Source organism: Nocardia fodinahabitans (assembly GCF_052983615.1).
Genome location: NZ_JBRJJC010000001.1, coordinates 4,005,205 through 4,021,201 on the forward strand (window position 1 = coordinate 4,005,205; position 15,997 = coordinate 4,021,201).

Sequence of the window (15,997 nt, forward strand, 5' to 3'; positions counted from 1 at the left end):
TCTCGCCGCTTCGATCCGCCGTTCCAGAACCACGGCGAGCCACGAACCGGCCGGTCATCCCCACCACCATCCCACCGACTAGGATCGAATGCCGTGACCTTGCGCCTTTTTGACACCGACACGCGGACCCTGCGGGAATTCACCCCGCTGGTCCCCGGCCGTGCCTCGGTGTATCTGTGTGGGGCCACCGTGCAGGGTCAGCCCCATATCGGGCACGTGCGCAGCGGCGTCGCGTTCGACGTGCTGCGCCGCTGGCTGCTCGCGCACGACTACGACGTCCGGTTCATCCGCAATGTCACCGATATCGACGACAAGATCCTGAACAAGGCCGCCGAGGCGGGCAGGCCGTGGTGGGAATGGGCCGCCACGCACGAGCGCGCCTTCGATTCGGCCTACGAGGTGCTCGGCGTGCTGCCGCCCTCGGCCGAACCGCGCGCCACCGGCCACATCACCCAGATGGCCGGGCTGATGGAGCGCTTGATCGAGCGCGGCCACGCCTACGCCGCCGACGGTGACGTCTACTTTGACGTGCTGAGCTGGCCGAACTACGGCGAGCTGTCCGGCCACAAACTCGACGACGTGCACCAGGGCGAGACCCCGACCCGCGGCAAGCGCGACCCGCGCGATTTCACGCTGTGGAAGTCGGCCAAGCCGGGTGAGCCGAGCTGGCCCTCGCCGTGGGGCCCCGGCCGCCCCGGCTGGCACCTGGAATGCTCGGCGATGGCCGAGTTCTATCTGGGCCCCGAATTCGATATCCACTGCGGTGGAATGGATTTGATTTTCCCGCACCACGAGAACGAGATCGCTCAGTCCAAGGCGGCCGGCGACGGCTTCGCGCGTTACTGGCTGCACAACGGCTGGGTGACGATGGGCGGGGAGAAGATGTCGAAGTCGCTCGGCAATGTGCTCTCGGTGCCGAATGTGCTCAGCCGGGTCCGCCCGGTCGAATTGCGATTCTATCTGGGCAGCGCGCATTACCGCTCGATGCTCGAATACTCCGACAAAGCACTCGACGACGCGGTCGCCTCGTATCAGCGCATCGAGGCATTCGTGCATCGCGTGCGCGACCGGGTCGGCGAGGTCCCGATCGGTAAATGGACCGACGGATTCGCCGCCGCGCTCGACGACGATCTGGCGATTCCGAAGGCGCTCGCCGAGATTCACCACGTGGTGCACGAAGGCAATCGCGCGCTGGAGGCGGGCGCGCTGGAGACCGCGGCCGAGCTGGCCGGTCAGGTCCGCGCGATGCTGGGCATCCTCGGCGTCGATCCGCTCGACTCGCACTGGTACACCCCGGCCGACAACTCGGCGGCGCTGGACGCGCTCGATGTGCTGGTCCGCTCCGAGCTGGATCGCCGGGCGAGCGCGCGGGCGGAGAAGAACTGGGCAGAAGCCGATGCCGCACGGGATCGGCTCGTCGCAGCGGGTATCGAGGTCACCGATACCCCGCAGGGGCCGGAATGGTCGCTGGGCGCATCTAGCGGAAAGGCGAACTGATGGCAGGCAATTCACAGCGACGCGGAGCGATCCGGAAGGGCGGCACCAAGAAGGGTGCCGTCGTCGGTTCCGGCGGCAAGCGCCGTCGCGGCCTCGAGGGCAGGGGCGCGACCCCGCCCGCCACCGAGCGCACCAAGCATCCCGCCGCCAAGCGCGCCGCCGCTGCCGCGAAAGCCAAAGCGGCGCAGTCCCGTCCGACCGGCAAGTCCGGCGTGCCGCGGGTCGGCCGCAAGTCCGACGACGGGCCCGAGCTGGTCCTCGGCCGCAACCCGGTGCTCGAGTGTCTGCGCGCCGACGTGCCCGCGACCGCGCTCTTCGTCGCCGTCGGCACCGAGAACGACGATCGCCTCTCCGAGAGCGTGCAGCGCGCCGCCGACATGGGCATCTCGATCCTCGAGGTGCCGCGCACCGATCTGGATCGGCTCAGCGCCAACGGTTTGCACCAGGGCGTGGCCCTGCAGGTGCCGCCGTACCGCTACGCCCACCCCGACGACCTGATGGACCGGGTGAAGACCTCCGGCGAGCCGGGGCTGCTGGTCGCGCTGGACAACATCTCCGATCCGCGCAACCTCGGCGCGGTCATCCGCTCGGTCGCCGCGTTCGGCGGTCAGGGAGTGGTCATCCCGCAGCGGCGCAGTGCCAGCGTCACCGCGGTGGCCTGGCGGACCAGCGCGGGCGCCGCGGCGCGCCTGCCCGTCGCCAGGGCGACCAACCTGACCCGCACGCTGAAGGACTGGGCTTCGCAGGGCTTCCAGATCGTGGGCCTCGACGCCGGCGGTGACACCCCGCTCGACGAGTTCGACGGCAGCGTGCCGACGGTGGTCGTCGTCGGGTCCGAGGGTAAGGGCCTGTCGCGGCTGGTGCGCGAGAACTGCGACTCGATCCTGAGCATCCCGATGGCCGGTCCGGTCGAGTCGCTCAACGCCTCGGTCGCCGCCGGTGTGGTCCTCGCCGACATCGCCAGGCAGCGCCGGTTGGGTTGAGTTGTTGGAGCGCTGGCGCGCTCGAGGGCTGAGTTGTTGGAGCGCTGGCGCGCTCGAGTCGCGGCCCCTCCTGTCCCGCCGATCAGGCGCCGTTGCTTGCTCCTTCGTCGCTTGCGCAACGGCGCCTGATCGGCGGGACGGCCGCGACGGCCGACTTCGTCGGCCTGCCCCTCCTCGGGGTCGGGGCGTGCGGGGCTGGGTTTGTTTCGCGGGGTTGTCGTTTGCGCCGCGGTGCCTGATCGGTGGGATGGCCGCGACGGCCGACTTCGTCGGCCTGCCCCTCCTCGGGGTCGGGGTGTGCGTGGCCGGGTTTGTTTCGTGGGCCCGCGCGTAGTGCTGCGTCAGCGGCCCTCCTGCACAGTAGAATTCGGTGGGTGGCGATACCCAACCAGCCGATCGGTGAGACGGTCGAGCACCCGCAGGCGAACCTGATCCTCGTGCTCGGGCTGCTCAGCCCGTTCTGCTGCGGGGTCTTCGGGCCGGTCGCGTGGGTGCTCGGCAAGCGGGCCCTCAACGAGATCGATGCGTCCTACGGCGCCCTCTCCGGGCGCTCCCAGGTGATGATCGGGTACATCGCGGGCATCATCGGCACCATCTTGATGGTGTTGTTCGCGATGCTCTACATCGCGGGTTCCTGCAACGGGAACTTCTGAGCCTCAGTCCAGGCTGGGGCGCTCCTCGAGGGCGTCCCAGGCGGGCCACTCGGCGCTGATGCTACCGGTCCACTTGGGCTGACGGCGTTCCTTGAACGCGGCCATCGCCTCACCGCCGTCGACGCTCTTGGCGACGTGCGCGTTGAGCTCGGATTCGAGCTGTCCGACGACGGCCGGCGTCATGCCGAGGCTCTCCCAGATCAGCCGCTTGGTCAGCGCGACGGGCAGCGGGGCCGGCCCGTTGGCGATGTCGTGGGCGACCGCCATCGCGGTCGGCAGCACCTCGCCCGCGGGCAGGCTGGCATTGGCCAGGCCCATCGACTTGGCCTCGTCACCGTCGAAGGTGCGCCCGGTCAGCATGATGTCGGCGGCGTTGGCCAGCCCGGCCAGGCGCGGCACGGTCCAGTGCGCGTAGCCGTCGGCGAGCACACCGCGGCGGACCTGGCTGAGCCCGTAGACGGCGTCGCGGGCGAAGTACCGCAGGTCGCACTGCAGGGCCAGGGCGAGCCCGATGCCGACGGCATGGCCGTTGACGGCGGCGATCACCGGCTTGCGGACCTGCCAGGGCGGCGGATCCAGGGTCACCTCGCCGTTGACCCGGGCGGACAGATCCGCGCCGGCGCAGAAGGCGGGCGCGGTGCCGGTGATGACGACGGCGCGAATCGAGTCCTCGCTGTCGCACCGGCGCAGGGCCGCGCTGAGCTCGGCGGCCATCGTCGGGGTGACGGCGTTCTGCTGCGCCGGCCGGTTGAGCGTGAGCACGGCGACTCCGGCAGCGACATCGACGAGCAGTTCCGAACTCATGGGATCGAATGTTACTAGCGGCGGGCGGTCAGCGTCGGAGGAGGCAGCTTGCGTAACCATGCAGGCGTACCGCTTCACTCCCGCAGCAAGTGCTTGCCGATGGCGTACTTGTGGACTTCTGTCGGGCCGTCGTACAGGCGGAAGGCCCGCATGTCCCGGAACAGCATCTCCACGACGGTCTCGTCGCTGATTCCGATCCCGCCGAGCACCTGCACACAGCGGTCGGTGACCTTGAACAGTTCCTCGGAGACGTAGGACTTGGCCATCGACGATTCGTGCCTGGCCTGCTGCCCCTGATCCATCAGCCAGCAGCTGTGCCAGATGGTCAGCCTGCACTGGTGCAGCGCCACCTCGTTGTCGGCGAGCATGAACGACACGCCCTCGTGCTCGCCGATCGGCCTGCCGAACGCGGTGCGGGTGCGCGCGTAGTCGACGGCGATGCGCTGGGCCCGTTCGGCCGCGCCGAGCCAGCGCATGCAGTGGGTGAGCCGCGCGGGCGCCAGCCGCAGCTGGGCGTAGCGCAGGGCCTGCCCGGTGCGGCCGAGCACGGCCGAGGGCGGCAGGGTCAGGTTCTCGAACCGGACGACGGCGTGCCCGCCGACGTAGTTGCGGTCCATCGTGTTCATGATCCGCTCGATGACGATGCCCTCGGTATCACCGTCGGTGAGGAACAGCGTCGGTCCTGCGGGCAGATGCGGGTTCTCCGCGAGGCGCGCCATGATGATCCAGGTCTTCGCGCCGTCGGCACCGGTGATCAGCCACTTGCGCCCGTTGATCACGAAGTTCTCGCCGTCGAACACCGCCTCGGTGCGCAGCTGGCCGGGGTCGGAGCCGGCGCCGTCGGGTTCGGTCATCGCGAACACCGAGCGCCGCTCGCCGCGGATCACCGGCATCAGATATTCCTCGACCTGGTCCGGGTCGGCGACCTTGCCGAGCAGGAACATATTGCCCTCGTCGGGCGCGGCGCAGTTCATCGCGACCGGGCCGAGCGTCGACCAGCCCGCGGCCTCGTAGACCACCGCCTGCTCGACGTGGGTCAGGCCGAGCCCGCCGTACTCCACCGGCGCCTGGACGGTCAGCAGCTTCTCGGCCCTGGCCAGTTCGACCAGTTCAGCGCGCAGTTCGTCGGTCGGCCCGTGCGTGGTCAGGCGCGGATCGCGTTCGAACGGCACGATCTTTTCGGCGACGAAGGCGCGAACTCGATCCCGCAGGGCGGCCAGATCTTCCGGGACGGCGAAGTCGATCATGCTGTGTAGTCTGCTCGCCCGTGCCCCGGTTCGGGCAATTTCGGCCCCAAGTGGCACCAAATTTCAGCGAGCGGCGACCGGCCGCCGACTGCGGTGCCCGACGAACCGGCACACCAGGTAGATGGTGAACGAGATCCCGGTGACGAAGGTCGACACCGGCACCCCGGGCGCCAGCGAGAGCAGCAGCCCGCCCACCGCGGCGACTTCGGCGAACACCACCGACAGCACCGTCGCCCGCAGCGGGCTCGCGGTCAGCTGCGCCGCCGCGGCGGCCGGGGTGATCAGCAGCGCGAGCACCAGCAGCGCGCCGACGATCTGCACCCCGAAGGCGGCGGTGATGCCGAGCAGCACCGCGAACACCACCGACAGCGCCCGCACCGGCACCCCGCGCGCCACCGCGACCTCGGGATCGGAGCTGGCGAACAACAGCGGTCGGTAGATCACCGCGAGCACGGCCAGCACGGCCGCGGTGCAGGTGACCAGCAGCGCGAGCCCGTCGTAGCCGACGCTGGCGACCTGGCCGGTGAGCAGCGAGAACTTCGATCCGGCGCGGTCCGGCGCGAGCCACAGGAACAGCACCGACAGGCCGAGACCGAACGACAGCACCACCGCGATCACCGAATCGCGTTCCCGCGCACGGGAACCGAGCCAGCCGAACAGCACGGCGGCGACCACCGACCCGGCGATCGCGCCGATCCCGACGCCGACGCCGGCCAGCAGCGCCGCCGACGCGCCGGTCAGCGAGAGCTCGCTGGTGCCGTGCACGGCGAACGACATCTGCCTGCTGACGATCAGCGGTCCGATCAGACCGGCGAGCAGCCCGAGCAGCGCGCTGGCGAGCAGTGCCTGCTGGACGAAGTCGTAGGTGAGCAGGTCGGCGGTGGTGCCGACGTCGAACATCTGGTGCAGAACCTTGTCGAGCTTGTCCATCAGGCGGTACCGCCGAGCGCGTCCATGTCGTCGCCGGTGCCGACGACGACGAGCCGGTCACGCACCCGCAGCACCTCGACCTCGGTGCCGTAGAGCTCCGAGAGCGTGGCCGAGGTCATCACCTCGTCGGGGGTGCCGATCCGGAACTCGCCGTCGACCAGGTAGAGCACCCGATCGACCATCGGCAGGATCGGGTTGATCTCGTGGGTCACGAACAGCACGGCCGTGTCGTGTTCGCGACGCCGCTGGTCGACGAGTTCGGCGACCAGCCGCTGATTGGCCAGGTCCAGGCTCAGCAGCGGTTCGTCGCAGAGCAGCACGGCGGGGTCGCCGACGAGCGCCTGCGCGACCCGCAGCTGCTGCTGCTCGCCGCCGGAGAGCGTGTCCAGCGGGGCGTGCGCGAAACGCTGCGCGCCGACGGCGGCCACGGCGGCCTCGACCTTGCGCGCCCGTTTTTTGCGGGCGCGCCAGCCGAGTCCCCAGCGGTGCCCGTCGACGCCGAGCCCGACCAGATCGAGGCCGCGCAACTGCACCCCGGCGTCGATCGTCTTCTGTTGCGGCACATAGCCGATGCCCGGGTTGCCGACCCCGGCCGGCGCGCCCGCGACCTCCGCGCTGCCCGAGCCGAGTTCGAGCAGGCCGAGCAGGACCCGCAGCAGCGAGGTCTTACCGGAGCCGTTGGGGCCGAGGACGGCGATGAATTCCCCTGGCGCCACGTCGAGATCGAGATCGCGCCACAGGGTGCGCGCGCCGAAGGACAAGCTCGCCGCGCGCAGCCGGATGGCTGCGGCGACGTTGTCGGCGGGGGCGATCGGCGTGGCGGACAGTGCCGCTTCCTCGGTCGTGGACATGGCGATCAGCGCAGCGCCGCGGCGAGCGCCTTGGCGTTCGCGGTCTGCCACTGGACGTAATCCACTCCAGCGGGCAGGGTTTCGGTCACCTCGACGAGGGCCACGCCCGCGCTCTGCGCGGTGGCCCGCAGGTCCTGGGTGATCTTGTCCTGGGTCTGGGTGTTGTAGATCAGCGCCTTGACCTGCTTGCCGGTGATCAGGTCGCGAGTGGCGGCGACGGCGGCGGGCGCCGGGTCGGTCTCCTGCTCGATCGCTTCCTGGAACTCGTGCGGGGTCTTGTCCTGCGCGGTCGCGGCCAGCAGCAGATAGTGCGCGAGCGGCTCGGACTGGGCGACGGGCGCGTTCGGGTGCTGGGTGGCGATGGTGCCGGTGATGGTGCTGATGCCGATCAGCTGGTTCTTGAAGGTGGTCGCCCGCTCGGTGTAGGCGGCGGCGTTGGCGGCGTCGACCTCGCCGAGCTGGGCGGCGATCCGGTCGGCGACCGCGGCGACGGTGGTGACGTCGTACCAGACGTGCTCGTTGTCGTCGCTCTTGTCGGTCCGCTGCTCGAACGCCTCGACGGTCCGCTTGTCCTTGCCCGAGATGGCCTTCTCGATGAACTCGTCGTAGTGCCCGCCGTTGAACACCACGAGATCGGCGTCGCTGATCTTGGCGGTGTCGGTGGCCGAGGTCTCGAACGAGTGCGGGTCGGCGGCCGGATCGCTGATGATCGAGGTGACCTGGACCTCCGGCCCGGCGACGGCGGTCGCGATGGAGCCCCACACATTGGTGGAGGCCACGATCGAGAGGCCGTCGGAATCCTTCGAGCTGCCGCCGCAGGCGGTGAGGACGACCGCGGCCGCCACTCCCGCCGTGAGACCGGCACACATGCGGGCGAATCGACTGTTCACGCGGTACTCCTGGCCGTGCTCGATCAGGCACGGGGAGCTGTGCCCTAGATCATAATGGAAATCGTTACCGTTTTACTTTAGCAGGAACGAGTACCCGGTACGAACCACACGCAAAAGCCGGGCTCGGAGTCCGAGCCCGGCTTTTGCGTGGAACCGTCAGACCAGCACGTCCGCCGGCTGGCTGAGCAGCTGGGCGCAGCGCAGCAGGCCGAGGTGGCTGTAGGCCTGGGGGTGGTTGCCGAGGGAGCGTTCGGCGACCGGGTCGTACTCCTCACTCAGCAGGCCGGTCGGCCCGGCGGCCGCGACCAGCTGGGCGAACAGCGCCTCGGCGTCCGAGCGCCTGCCGATGAGCAGGTAGGCCTCCACCAGCCAGGCGGCGCACAGGTGGAACCCACCCTCGCCGCCGGGCAGGCCGTCGTCGTGGTGGTAGCGGTAGACCGTCGCACCGCTGCGCAGCTCGGCCTCGGTCGCGATCACCGTGGCGGCGAAGCGCGGGTCGGCCGGGTCGATCAGCCCGCTCAGGCCGATGTGCAGCGTCGCGGCGTCGAGGTCGGTGCCGTCGTAGGCGGCGGTGAAGGACTGCACCTCCTCGTTCCAGCCCTTCGCCTTCACCTCCTCGGCGATGACGTCGCGCAGCGCCGCCCACTCGGGGTCGACCGGGCGGTCGAACCGCGCGGCCAGCGTCAGCGCGCGATCGATCGTGAGCCAGCCCATCACCTTCGAGTACACGTGGTGCCGCGGATTGCCGCGGATCTCCCAGATGCCGTGATCGGGCTCGGTCCAGCGTCGCTGCACCGCCGAGACCATGGCGTGCACCAGCTCCCAGTCGGCGTCGGGCAGTGCCTTGACCGCCTCGACCGCGCCCTGGCGTTCCCGCTCGTGCGCCATCGAGGTGATCAGGTCGACGATCGGCCCGAACACGTCGAGCTGCACCTGCATGTTCGCCGCGTTGCCCACGCGCACCGGTCGCGAACCGGCGTAGCCGGGCAGCAGGTCGATGACGGCCTCGGGCGGCAGCGTCTCGCCGTAGATCGTGTACAGCGGGTGCAACCGCTCCGGGCCGGGCAGGGTGTCGAGGACCCGATGCACCCAGCCGAGGAACTCCTCGGCCTCGGTCAACGAGCCCAGCGTCACCAGTGCCTGCGCGGTCAGCGAGGCGTCGCGCAGCCAGCAGTAGCGGTAGTCCCAGTTGCGCACACCGCCGATGTCCTCGGGCAGCGAGGTCGTGGCCGCGGCCAGGATCGAGCCGGACGGGCGGTGCACGAGCCCGCGCAGGGTCAGCGCGGAGCGCTTCATCAGATCCGGCTTGAGCGGCGGCAGCTGCAGCCCGGCCACCCACTGCGACCAGTACTGCTCGGCCAGCTGGCGGCGCTGGTGTTCCGGCGTCATCGAGGGCGCGAGATCGGCGGTGCCGCAGCGCAGTTCGAGGACCACCGGCGCACCGGACGGATCGACCACCGCGCGCGCCTGCTCGTTGGTGCCGTCGGAGTGGATCTCCCACTCCACCCCGGGTGAGCGCAGCACCATCGGATCGTTGGTGCCGCTGACCCGCAGGCCGTTGGGCACCGCTTCGATGCGCACCGGCACCTGGCCGAATTCCGGTCGCGGCGCGAACGTCACGACGGCCTTCGCGTCCCCGGTGATCACCCGGGTCAGGTCGGTGCGGTCGGGGGCGACGTCGTGCGGCAGGTAGTCGGTGACTTGCAAACTGGCCCAGCGGGTTTGGACGGTCATCGTGCCGTCCACGTACCGCTGCGACAGCGGCAGCCCCGCCCGCTCCGGCGCCACGGTGAAGTGGCCCGCGCCCGCGCCGCCGAGCAGGTGCGCGAACACCGCCGCGGAATCCGGCTCGGGATGGCAGAACCAGGTGACCGTCGCGTCGGGGGTGAGCAGGGCGACCGAACGCGGGCTGGCCAGCATGCTCAGCCGCTCGATCCGCGGCGCGCTGGCACCGGCCAGCCAGGTCCGGCGTTCCTCCGCCAGGAACGCCAGCGCGCGCGCCACGTCCTCGGTCGAGTCGACGCGCAGCTTGGCCAGGCTCTCGCCCTCGCCGACCTTGATGCCGACGTCCGGGCCCGACAGCACCCGGAACGCCTTCTCGTCGGTGACGTCGTCGCCGAAGAAGACCGCGGCCGAGGCGCTTTCCTGGTGCCGGATGGTGTCCAGGGCGGTGCCCTTGTCGGTGGGGATCACCGCGAGCTCGATCACCGCCTTGCCCTCGGTCACCTGCACGCCGACCCAGCACGCCGGACCCTGGCGTGCGGAATTCACTGCGCGCCTGCCGATCTCGGGGCTGGCGTTACGGACATGCAGTGCCGCGCTGGCCGGCTTCATCTCCACCGTCACGCCGGGATTCTCGGCGGCGATCTGGGTGAACGCGGAGTTGATCTCCGTCAGCAGTTGCTTGGCGTCGTTGTCGATCGCGTGCACGAAGCCCACGTCGAACTCCGAACCGTGACTGCCGATCAGCTGCACCTCGACCGGCAGGCGCGAGAGCGCGGCCAGATCGCGTAGTGCCCGACCGGAAATCACCGCGGCGGTCGTGTTCGCCAACCCTGCCAGCGCGCGTAAGGCGCTGACCGATTCCCGTTGGGGAAACGCTTTCGCGGGGTCGGACACGATCGGGGCAATCGTCCCGTCGTAGTCCGTGGCAACCAAGAGCCGTGGCACGCGCGCAACCGACGCCAGTGCACGGCGGACATCCAAGGGCAAATCCTGTGCGCTCACGCATCCAACCTAGTGATGGGAGGAGTTGATCAGGGGGCGCGAAAAACAATACTGCGTCAATTTTGCCGCGCGAGCGGCGCGGCGGGTTGTGCGCTCGAGAGTCGGCCGGATCCTCGCGACCGCGTCGCTAATTCCGGGCCTTTCGCCCATCGGGGCGGACCGGATCAGTCGAGCTCATCGTGCCCCTGAGCCCGGTGGAGACGCCCTAGCGCCCGGTAGATGCATGGTTCCGCATATGCGACGTCGGCTATGCATCTTCCCAGGGGAAGGCGCACAGCCGACGTGTGTCAACGGGCATGGGTGATTTGTGGTCTATCCGCGATCGCCCAGCAACAGGTCGACGGTCAGCTCGAGTCGTTCCGTGACGTCGGTCGCCGAAGCGCGGCGGGTGAGCCACGCGACGAGGTTGGACAGCCACACATCGGAGATGACCCTGGCGATGGCGAGCTGGCGCTCGTCGGGCTCGCCGTCGCTCATCGCGCGGGCGAAGACCCGGTCCATCACCTTGCCGACCCGATCGACCTCGGCGGCCGCCGAGGCGTCGGCGAACATGAAGGCGCGGGTCATGGCCTCGGTGAGCAGTGGGTCGCGCTGCATCATCCGGGTGATCTGGGTGAGCAGGCCGTGCATGCGCTCGGACGGGCCGTCGCCGGGTAGGGGACGGCGCTTGCCCTCGAACTGCTCGAATTCCCTGGCCAGCGCCGAGACCAGCAGGTGCACCTTGGACGGGAAGTACCGGTACAGGGTGCCGACGGCGACATCGGCCCGCTCGGCCACCGCGCGCATCTGGACCGCGTCGTAGCCGCCCTTGGACGCCAGCGACAGGGTCGCGTCGAGGATGCGCTTGCGGCGTTCGCGCTGTGCGTTGGAGCTCAGCTCGTCCTCGGACAGTGTCGTCACGGTGGGCGTGGGGGCCGGACTGTCCATCGTGGAAACCCTTTCGCTGCGAGCGCCTGAAAACACGAGCCAAGTGTAGGTCTCTTGACTTACACCCGGCCCGGATATTAGAACATGTTCTAGGAGTGGGAGCCACGCCGGAAGGGCGGTTTTTCTTGTGACCATCGCCACCACTGACGAGCATAAAGCCGCCGCGGAGTCGCTGCGGGGCTGGGCGAGTTCGGTCGCGCCGATTGCAACAATGCGGGCCGGCGGTGCCGGTAGCTGGCGCCAGTACTGGCCCGCGCTGACCGAGTTCGGCCTCTTCGAGGTCGCGCTCGCCGAAGAGCACGGCGGTCTCGGCGGCACCGTCGCCGACCTGGCCGTGCTGCTGGAACAAACCGCCGACGACCTGGTCGGCGGTCCGGTGCTGGCCACCGCGCTGGCCGCGCTGATCACCCGGGGCGCGGTCGCCGAGGGCGCGCCGTGCGGCATCGCCGTGCCGACCGAGGCGCCCACCGCGAAGGCGGTGGCCGCCGGCGACGGCTGGACCGTCACCGGCGCGTGGGACTACGTCTACGGTGCCGACGCCGACACCCAGGTGCTGCTCCCCGCGGACACCGTCGACGGCGTGCGCTGGCTGCTGATCCCGGCGGCCGATGTGACGATTACCACGCTGGCGAACAGCGATCACACGGTCCCGCTGGCCCGGGTGACCGCCGCCGAGGTGGCGGTGGCGGCGACACACGGCTTCGAGCCGGCCGCCGATGTCACCGATCTGTTCGTCGCCCTCGCGGTCGCCGAGCTGGCCGGTGTCGCGGGCTGGTGCCTGCGCACCGCGGTCGACTACGCGAAGGTCCGCGAGCAGTTCGGCAAGCCGATCGGCAGCTTCCAGTCGATCAAGCACATCTGCGCCTGGATGCTGTGCCGCACCGAGCTGATCCGCGCCGTCGCCGCCGACGCGGCCGCCGCCGTCGACGAAGGCGGTGCCGAACTGCCGATCGCGGCGGCCGTCGCCGCCGCCACCGCGCTCGACGCCGCGGTCGACACCGCCAAGGACGCCATCCAGGTGCTCGGCGGCATCGGCTTCACCTGGGAGCACGACGCGCACTTCTACCTGCGCCGGGCCAGTGCCCTGCGGCAGCTGCTCGGCGGTTCCGCCCGCTGGCGGGCCAGGGTCGCCGAGCTCGCCAGGGCCGGGCAGCGCCGCACCACCGGCGCCGAGCGCGTGCTCGGTGACGTGGCGGGCGACTCCGCGCTGACCGCCGAGATCGCCGCTATCGCGGCCCTGTCGCCCGAACAGCGGCAGCGGGCGTTGGTCGAGGGCGGCTTCGTGATGCCGCACTGGCCGAAACCGTATGGGCGCGAAGCCGATCCGATGACCTGCCTGCAGGTCGCCGAGCAGCTGCGCCGTGCCGACCTGACCACCCCGGATCTGGCGGTCGCCGGCTGGGCGGTGCCGACCCTGCTGCGCTACGGCACCGAGACGCAGATCGAGCGGTTCGTCTGGCCGACCCTGCACGGCGAGGTCACCTGGTGCCAGCTGTTCAGCGAACCGGGCGCCGGCTCGGATCTCGCCGCGCTGCGCACCACCGCCGAGAAGGTCGACGGCGGCTGGGTGCTGCGCGGCCAGAAGGTGTGGACCTCGCTGGGATCCGAGGCGAACTGGGGCATCTGCCTGGCTCGCACCGATCCCACCGCGGCCAAGCATCGCGGGATCAGCTACTTCCTGGTCGACATGCACGCCGCGGGCGTGCAGGTGCGCCCGTTGGTGACGATCACCGGTGAAGCCCGCTTCAGCGAAGTCTTCCTCGACGAGGTCTTCGTCCCCGACGACGGTCTGGTCGGCGCGCTGAACAACGGCTGGAAGATCGCCAGGACCACCCTGTCGGCCGAACGCGTCGCCATGGGCGGCGGCGGTATCGGCGGCGCGCTGGAGGCGCTGCTCGACCGTTTCCCGGTCGGCGGATGGGGAACCGAACTCCGCGAGGACCGTTTCGGCGAGCTGATCACCTCCTCGATCGCCGGCTCTTTGCTGGAGCAGCGAATCGCGGTGGCGACCATGGCCGGAGTCGACGCGGGCGCCCAAGCCAGCGTCCGCAAACTCGTCGGTGTCCGGCACCGGCAGGACCTGGCGGAGTACGCCCTGGAACTTTCTGGCCCAGAAGGTTCCCTGGAAGACGAAGCCCTGAAAGAATTCTTGCTCACACGCTGTCTCTCCATTGCGGGCGGTACCGAGCAGATCCTGTTGACCGTGGCCGCCGAGCGGATTCTCGGCCTGCCGCGCGATGCGGACAGTTAGCTCGATGAGGGAGGACGCCGTGGACTTCACCCGCGACGAAAGCGCCGACGCCGTAGCCGAGGTGGTCGTGAGCCTGCTCGAACGTGAGCAGGCCCGAGATATGGAATTGTGGCCGAGTCTGATCGACTCCGGCCTGCTCGCGGTCGCCGTGCCCGAGCAGTTCGGTGGCGACGGCATGGGCCTGCTGGAGGTGTCGGCCCTGCTCATGGAGCTGGCCACCGACGCCGTCGCGGTGCCTGCGCTGCCGACCTTCGGGTTCGGCGTGCTGCCGCTGCTGCCCGCGCTGTCGGCGGAACTCGCCGGCCGCGTGGTCGCCGAGGTGGGCAAGGGCACCGTGCTCACGGCGGCCCTGAGTGAACCGGGTGCGCCGTTCACCACCGCGCCGACCACCAAGGCGGTCCGCGCCGGTGACACGGTGCGGATCACCGGCCGCAAGGTCGGCGTGATCTACGCCGAACAGGCGCGCTGGATCCTGGTGCCCACCGACGCGGGCGTGGCGCTCGTGGAATCGGTCGCGCCGGGGCTCGAGCTGCTCCCGGTCGCCGGTTCGGCCGGCATCCCGGAGGCGACGGTGGTGCTCGACGACGTCGAGATCCCCGCCGACCAGTTGCTGCCCGCCGACGTGCTGCCCCGGCTGCACCGGTACGCGCTGGCCACCATCGGCGCGGTCGCCGACGGGCTGCTCGAGGGCGCGCTCAGGCTGACCGCCGAGCACGTGCGCACCCGCGAGCAGTTCGGCAGGCCGCTGGCCGAGTTCCAGGCCGTGGCCCAGCAGATCGCCGATCTGTACGTGGTCTCGCGCACCCTGCACGTGGCGGCGGAATCGGCGTGCTGGGCACTGGCTCAGGACGACGCGTCGCCCGAACACCAGCGCCGCGTCGACGAGGATCTCGAGGTGCTCGCCTACTGGGCGGCCGCCGAAGTTCCGCGCGCCATGCAGAAATGTCATCACCTGCACGGTGGACTGGGTGTGGATATCACCCACCCGATGCACCGCTACTACTCACAGGCCAAGGATCTCGCCCGTCTGCTCGGTGGCGAGGGCCTGCGCCTCGACCTTCTGGGAGCAAGATGTTCATCGATCTGACCGCCGAACAGCGGCGGTTGCGCGAGGAATTGCGTTCCTATTTCGCCGATCTCGTGACGCCGGAGGAACACGCCGAGATGGCGGTCAACCGGCATGGCGACGCCTACCGCGAGGTGGTGCGCCGGATGGGCCGCGACGGCTGGCTCGGCGTCGGCTGGCCGAAGGAATTCGGCGGCCAGGGTTTCGGCCCGATGGAACAGCAGATCTTCTTCAACGAGGCGGTGCGCGCGGATGTGCCGCTGCCCCTGGTGACGCTGCTGACCGTCGGCCCGACGCTGCAGAAGTACGGCACCGACGCGCAGAAGAAGAAATTCCTGCCCGGAATCCTGTCCGGTGACATCCATTTCGCGATCGGTTACTCCGAACCCGAAGCGGGCACCGACCTGGCCGCGCTGCGCACCACCGCGGTGCGCGACGCCGACGGCGACTGGATCGTCAACGGGCAGAAGATCTTCACCACCGGCGCGCACGAGGCCGACTACGTCTGGCTGGCCTGCCGCACCGGTTCGGTGGAGTCGCGCCACCGCGGCATCACGATCCTGATCGCCGACACCAAGGATCCGGGCTACTCCTGGACCCCGATCATCACCTGCGACGGGGCCCACCACACCAACGCCACCTACTTCGACGACGTGCGAGTGCCGGCGGAGATGCTGGTCGGCGAGGTGGACCGGGGCTGGCGCCTGATCACCACCCAACTCAACCACGAGCGGGTCAGCCTCGGCCCGTCGGGCAAGATCGAGCAGCTCTACGACCGCCTGCACGACTGGTCGGCCGAGCATCAGCTGCTCGGTGAGCCCGAGGTGCGCCGTGCGCTGGGCCGGGTGCGGACCATGGTGCGGCTCAACGAGTTGCTGAACTGGCAGGTCGCGGCCGCCGACCCGGCCGCCGCGCAGAACACCGTGATCGCCGACGCCTCGGCCACCAAGATCTTCTCCACCGAGTCACTGCAAGAAGCGGGGCGCGTGGTCGAGGAGATCGTGGGCCGCTACGGCGATCCGGCCGAGCCGGGCACCGCCGAACTGCTCGGCTGGCTGGACCGGCGGACGAAGCAGAACCTCGTCGTCACCTTCGGTGGCGGCGTCAACGAGATCATGCGCGAACTGGTCGCCTCCGCCGGCCTGGAACTGCCGCGCGTCCCCCGATGAAC

13 protein-coding genes are annotated in these 15,997 nt (G+C 70.0%); 6 read left to right on the forward strand and 7 right to left on the reverse strand.

Features of this window, described 5'->3' with window-relative positions; translation table 11 throughout:
• Nucleotides 1-93: 93 nt before the first annotated feature.
• From cysS to NV348_RS18670, 3 genes are all read left to right on the forward strand, one after another.
• Nucleotides 94-1,497 carry a cysteine--tRNA ligase gene (cysS, locus tag NV348_RS18660; RefSeq protein WP_447148033.1) on the forward strand — a complete coding sequence of 468 codons (1,404 nt, stop codon included), beginning with the start codon at nt 94-96 and terminating at the stop codon, nt 1,495-1,497.
• Nucleotides 1,497-2,480, forward strand: a complete 984-nt coding sequence (rlmB, locus tag NV348_RS18665; protein WP_447148034.1) for a 23S rRNA (guanosine(2251)-2'-O)-methyltransferase RlmB — start codon at nt 1,497-1,499, stop codon at nt 2,478-2,480. Before cysS ends, rlmB begins: the two co-directional genes overlap by 1 nt.
• A 374-nt stretch (nt 2,481-2,854) precedes the next feature.
• The gene (locus NV348_RS18670; protein WP_447148035.1) at nt 2,855-3,133 is read left to right on the forward strand and encodes a DUF4190 domain-containing protein; all 279 of its coding nucleotides are present in this window, start codon (nt 2,855-2,857) and stop codon (nt 3,131-3,133) included.
• A 3-nt stretch (nt 3,134-3,136) separates the two neighbouring features.
• Here the strand turns inward: NV348_RS18670 and NV348_RS18675 are convergent, their stop codons facing one another.
• From NV348_RS18675 to kstR, 7 genes are all read right to left on the reverse strand, one after another.
• Nucleotides 3,137-3,937 carry an enoyl-CoA hydratase/isomerase family protein gene (locus NV348_RS18675; RefSeq protein ID WP_447148036.1) on the reverse strand — a complete coding sequence of 267 codons (801 nt, stop codon included), beginning with the start codon at nt 3,935-3,937 and terminating at the stop codon, nt 3,137-3,139.
• A 74-nt stretch (nt 3,938-4,011) separates the two neighbouring features.
• On the reverse strand, nt 4,012-5,184 hold the full coding sequence (locus NV348_RS18680; RefSeq protein WP_447148037.1) for an acyl-CoA dehydrogenase family protein: 1,173 nt from the start codon (nt 5,182-5,184) through the stop codon (nt 4,012-4,014).
• Between the two features lie 63 nt (nt 5,185-5,247).
• Complete coding sequence (locus NV348_RS18685; RefSeq protein ID WP_447148038.1) at nt 5,248-6,114, reverse strand: metal ABC transporter permease; 867 nt, start codon at nt 6,112-6,114, stop codon at nt 5,248-5,250.
• Nucleotides 6,114-6,965, reverse strand: coding sequence for a metal ABC transporter ATP-binding protein (locus tag NV348_RS18690; RefSeq protein WP_447148039.1), 852 nt, complete (start codon nt 6,963-6,965; stop codon nt 6,114-6,116). Before NV348_RS18690 ends, NV348_RS18685 begins: the two co-directional genes overlap by 1 nt.
• Before the next feature lie 5 nt (nt 6,966-6,970).
• Nucleotides 6,971-7,834: a metal ABC transporter solute-binding protein, Zn/Mn family gene (locus NV348_RS18695; protein WP_447151086.1), complete on the reverse strand. Its 864-nt coding sequence runs from the start codon at nt 7,832-7,834 to the stop codon at nt 6,971-6,973.
• A 177-nt stretch (nt 7,835-8,011) separates the two neighbouring features.
• Entirely contained in the window at nt 8,012-10,582 is a 2,571-nt protein-coding gene (gene otsB / locus NV348_RS18700; RefSeq protein ID WP_447148040.1) for a trehalose-phosphatase, read from the reverse strand.
• A gap of 312 nt (nt 10,583-10,894) precedes the next feature.
• Complete coding sequence (gene kstR / locus NV348_RS18705; protein ID WP_218720591.1) at nt 10,895-11,509, reverse strand: cholesterol catabolism transcriptional regulator KstR; 615 nt, start codon at nt 11,507-11,509, stop codon at nt 10,895-10,897.
• Nucleotides 11,510-11,636: 127 nt separating this feature from the next.
• Between kstR and NV348_RS18710 the strand changes: the two genes are divergently transcribed.
• From NV348_RS18710 to NV348_RS18720, 3 genes are read left to right on the forward strand one after another with little or no spacing between them, the layout of a single operon-like run.
• Complete coding sequence (locus NV348_RS18710) at nt 11,637-13,760, forward strand: acyl-CoA dehydrogenase family protein (RefSeq protein ID WP_447148041.1); 2,124 nt, start codon at nt 11,637-11,639, stop codon at nt 13,758-13,760.
• A 4-nt stretch (nt 13,761-13,764) separates the two neighbouring features.
• Nucleotides 13,765-14,847: an acyl-CoA dehydrogenase family protein gene (locus tag NV348_RS18715; protein WP_447148042.1), complete on the forward strand. Its 1,083-nt coding sequence runs from the start codon at nt 13,765-13,767 to the stop codon at nt 14,845-14,847.
• On the forward strand, nt 14,832-15,995 hold the full coding sequence (locus NV348_RS18720; protein ID WP_447148043.1) for an acyl-CoA dehydrogenase family protein: 1,164 nt from the start codon (nt 14,832-14,834) through the stop codon (nt 15,993-15,995). The genes NV348_RS18715 and NV348_RS18720 overlap by 16 nt, the downstream gene beginning before the upstream one ends.
• Nucleotides 15,996-15,997 lie beyond the last annotated feature (2 nt).

Bases quoted from the DNA above. Each gene is read 5' to 3' on its own strand.
- NV348_RS18685 (WP_447148038.1), bottom strand. From the start codon at position 6,114: ATGGACAAGCTCGACAAGGTTCTGCACCAGATGTTCGACGTCGGCACC.
- NV348_RS18675 (WP_447148036.1), bottom strand. From the start codon at position 3,937: ATGAGTTCGGAACTGCTCGTCGATGTCGCTGCCGGAGTCGCCGTGCTC.
- NV348_RS18720 (WP_447148043.1), top strand. From the start codon at position 14,832: ATGTTCATCGATCTGACCGCCGAACAGCGGCGGTTGCGCGAGGAATTG.
- NV348_RS18715 (WP_447148042.1), top strand. From the start codon at position 13,765: ATGAGGGAGGACGCCGTGGACTTCACCCGCGACGAAAGCGCCGACGCC.
- rlmB (WP_447148034.1), top strand. From the start codon at position 1,497: ATGGCAGGCAATTCACAGCGACGCGGAGCGATCCGGAAGGGCGGCACC.
- NV348_RS18680 (WP_447148037.1), bottom strand. From the start codon at position 5,184: ATGATCGACTTCGCCGTCCCGGAAGATCTGGCCGCCCTGCGGGATCGA.
- kstR (WP_218720591.1), bottom strand. From the start codon at position 11,509: ATGGACAGTCCGGCCCCCACGCCCACCGTGACGACACTGTCCGAGGAC.
- NV348_RS18690 (WP_447148039.1), bottom strand. From the start codon at position 6,965: ATGTCCACGACCGAGGAAGCGGCACTGTCCGCCACGCCGATCGCCCCC.
- NV348_RS18695 (WP_447151086.1), bottom strand. From the start codon at position 7,834: ATGTGTGCCGGTCTCACGGCGGGAGTGGCGGCCGCGGTCGTCCTCACC.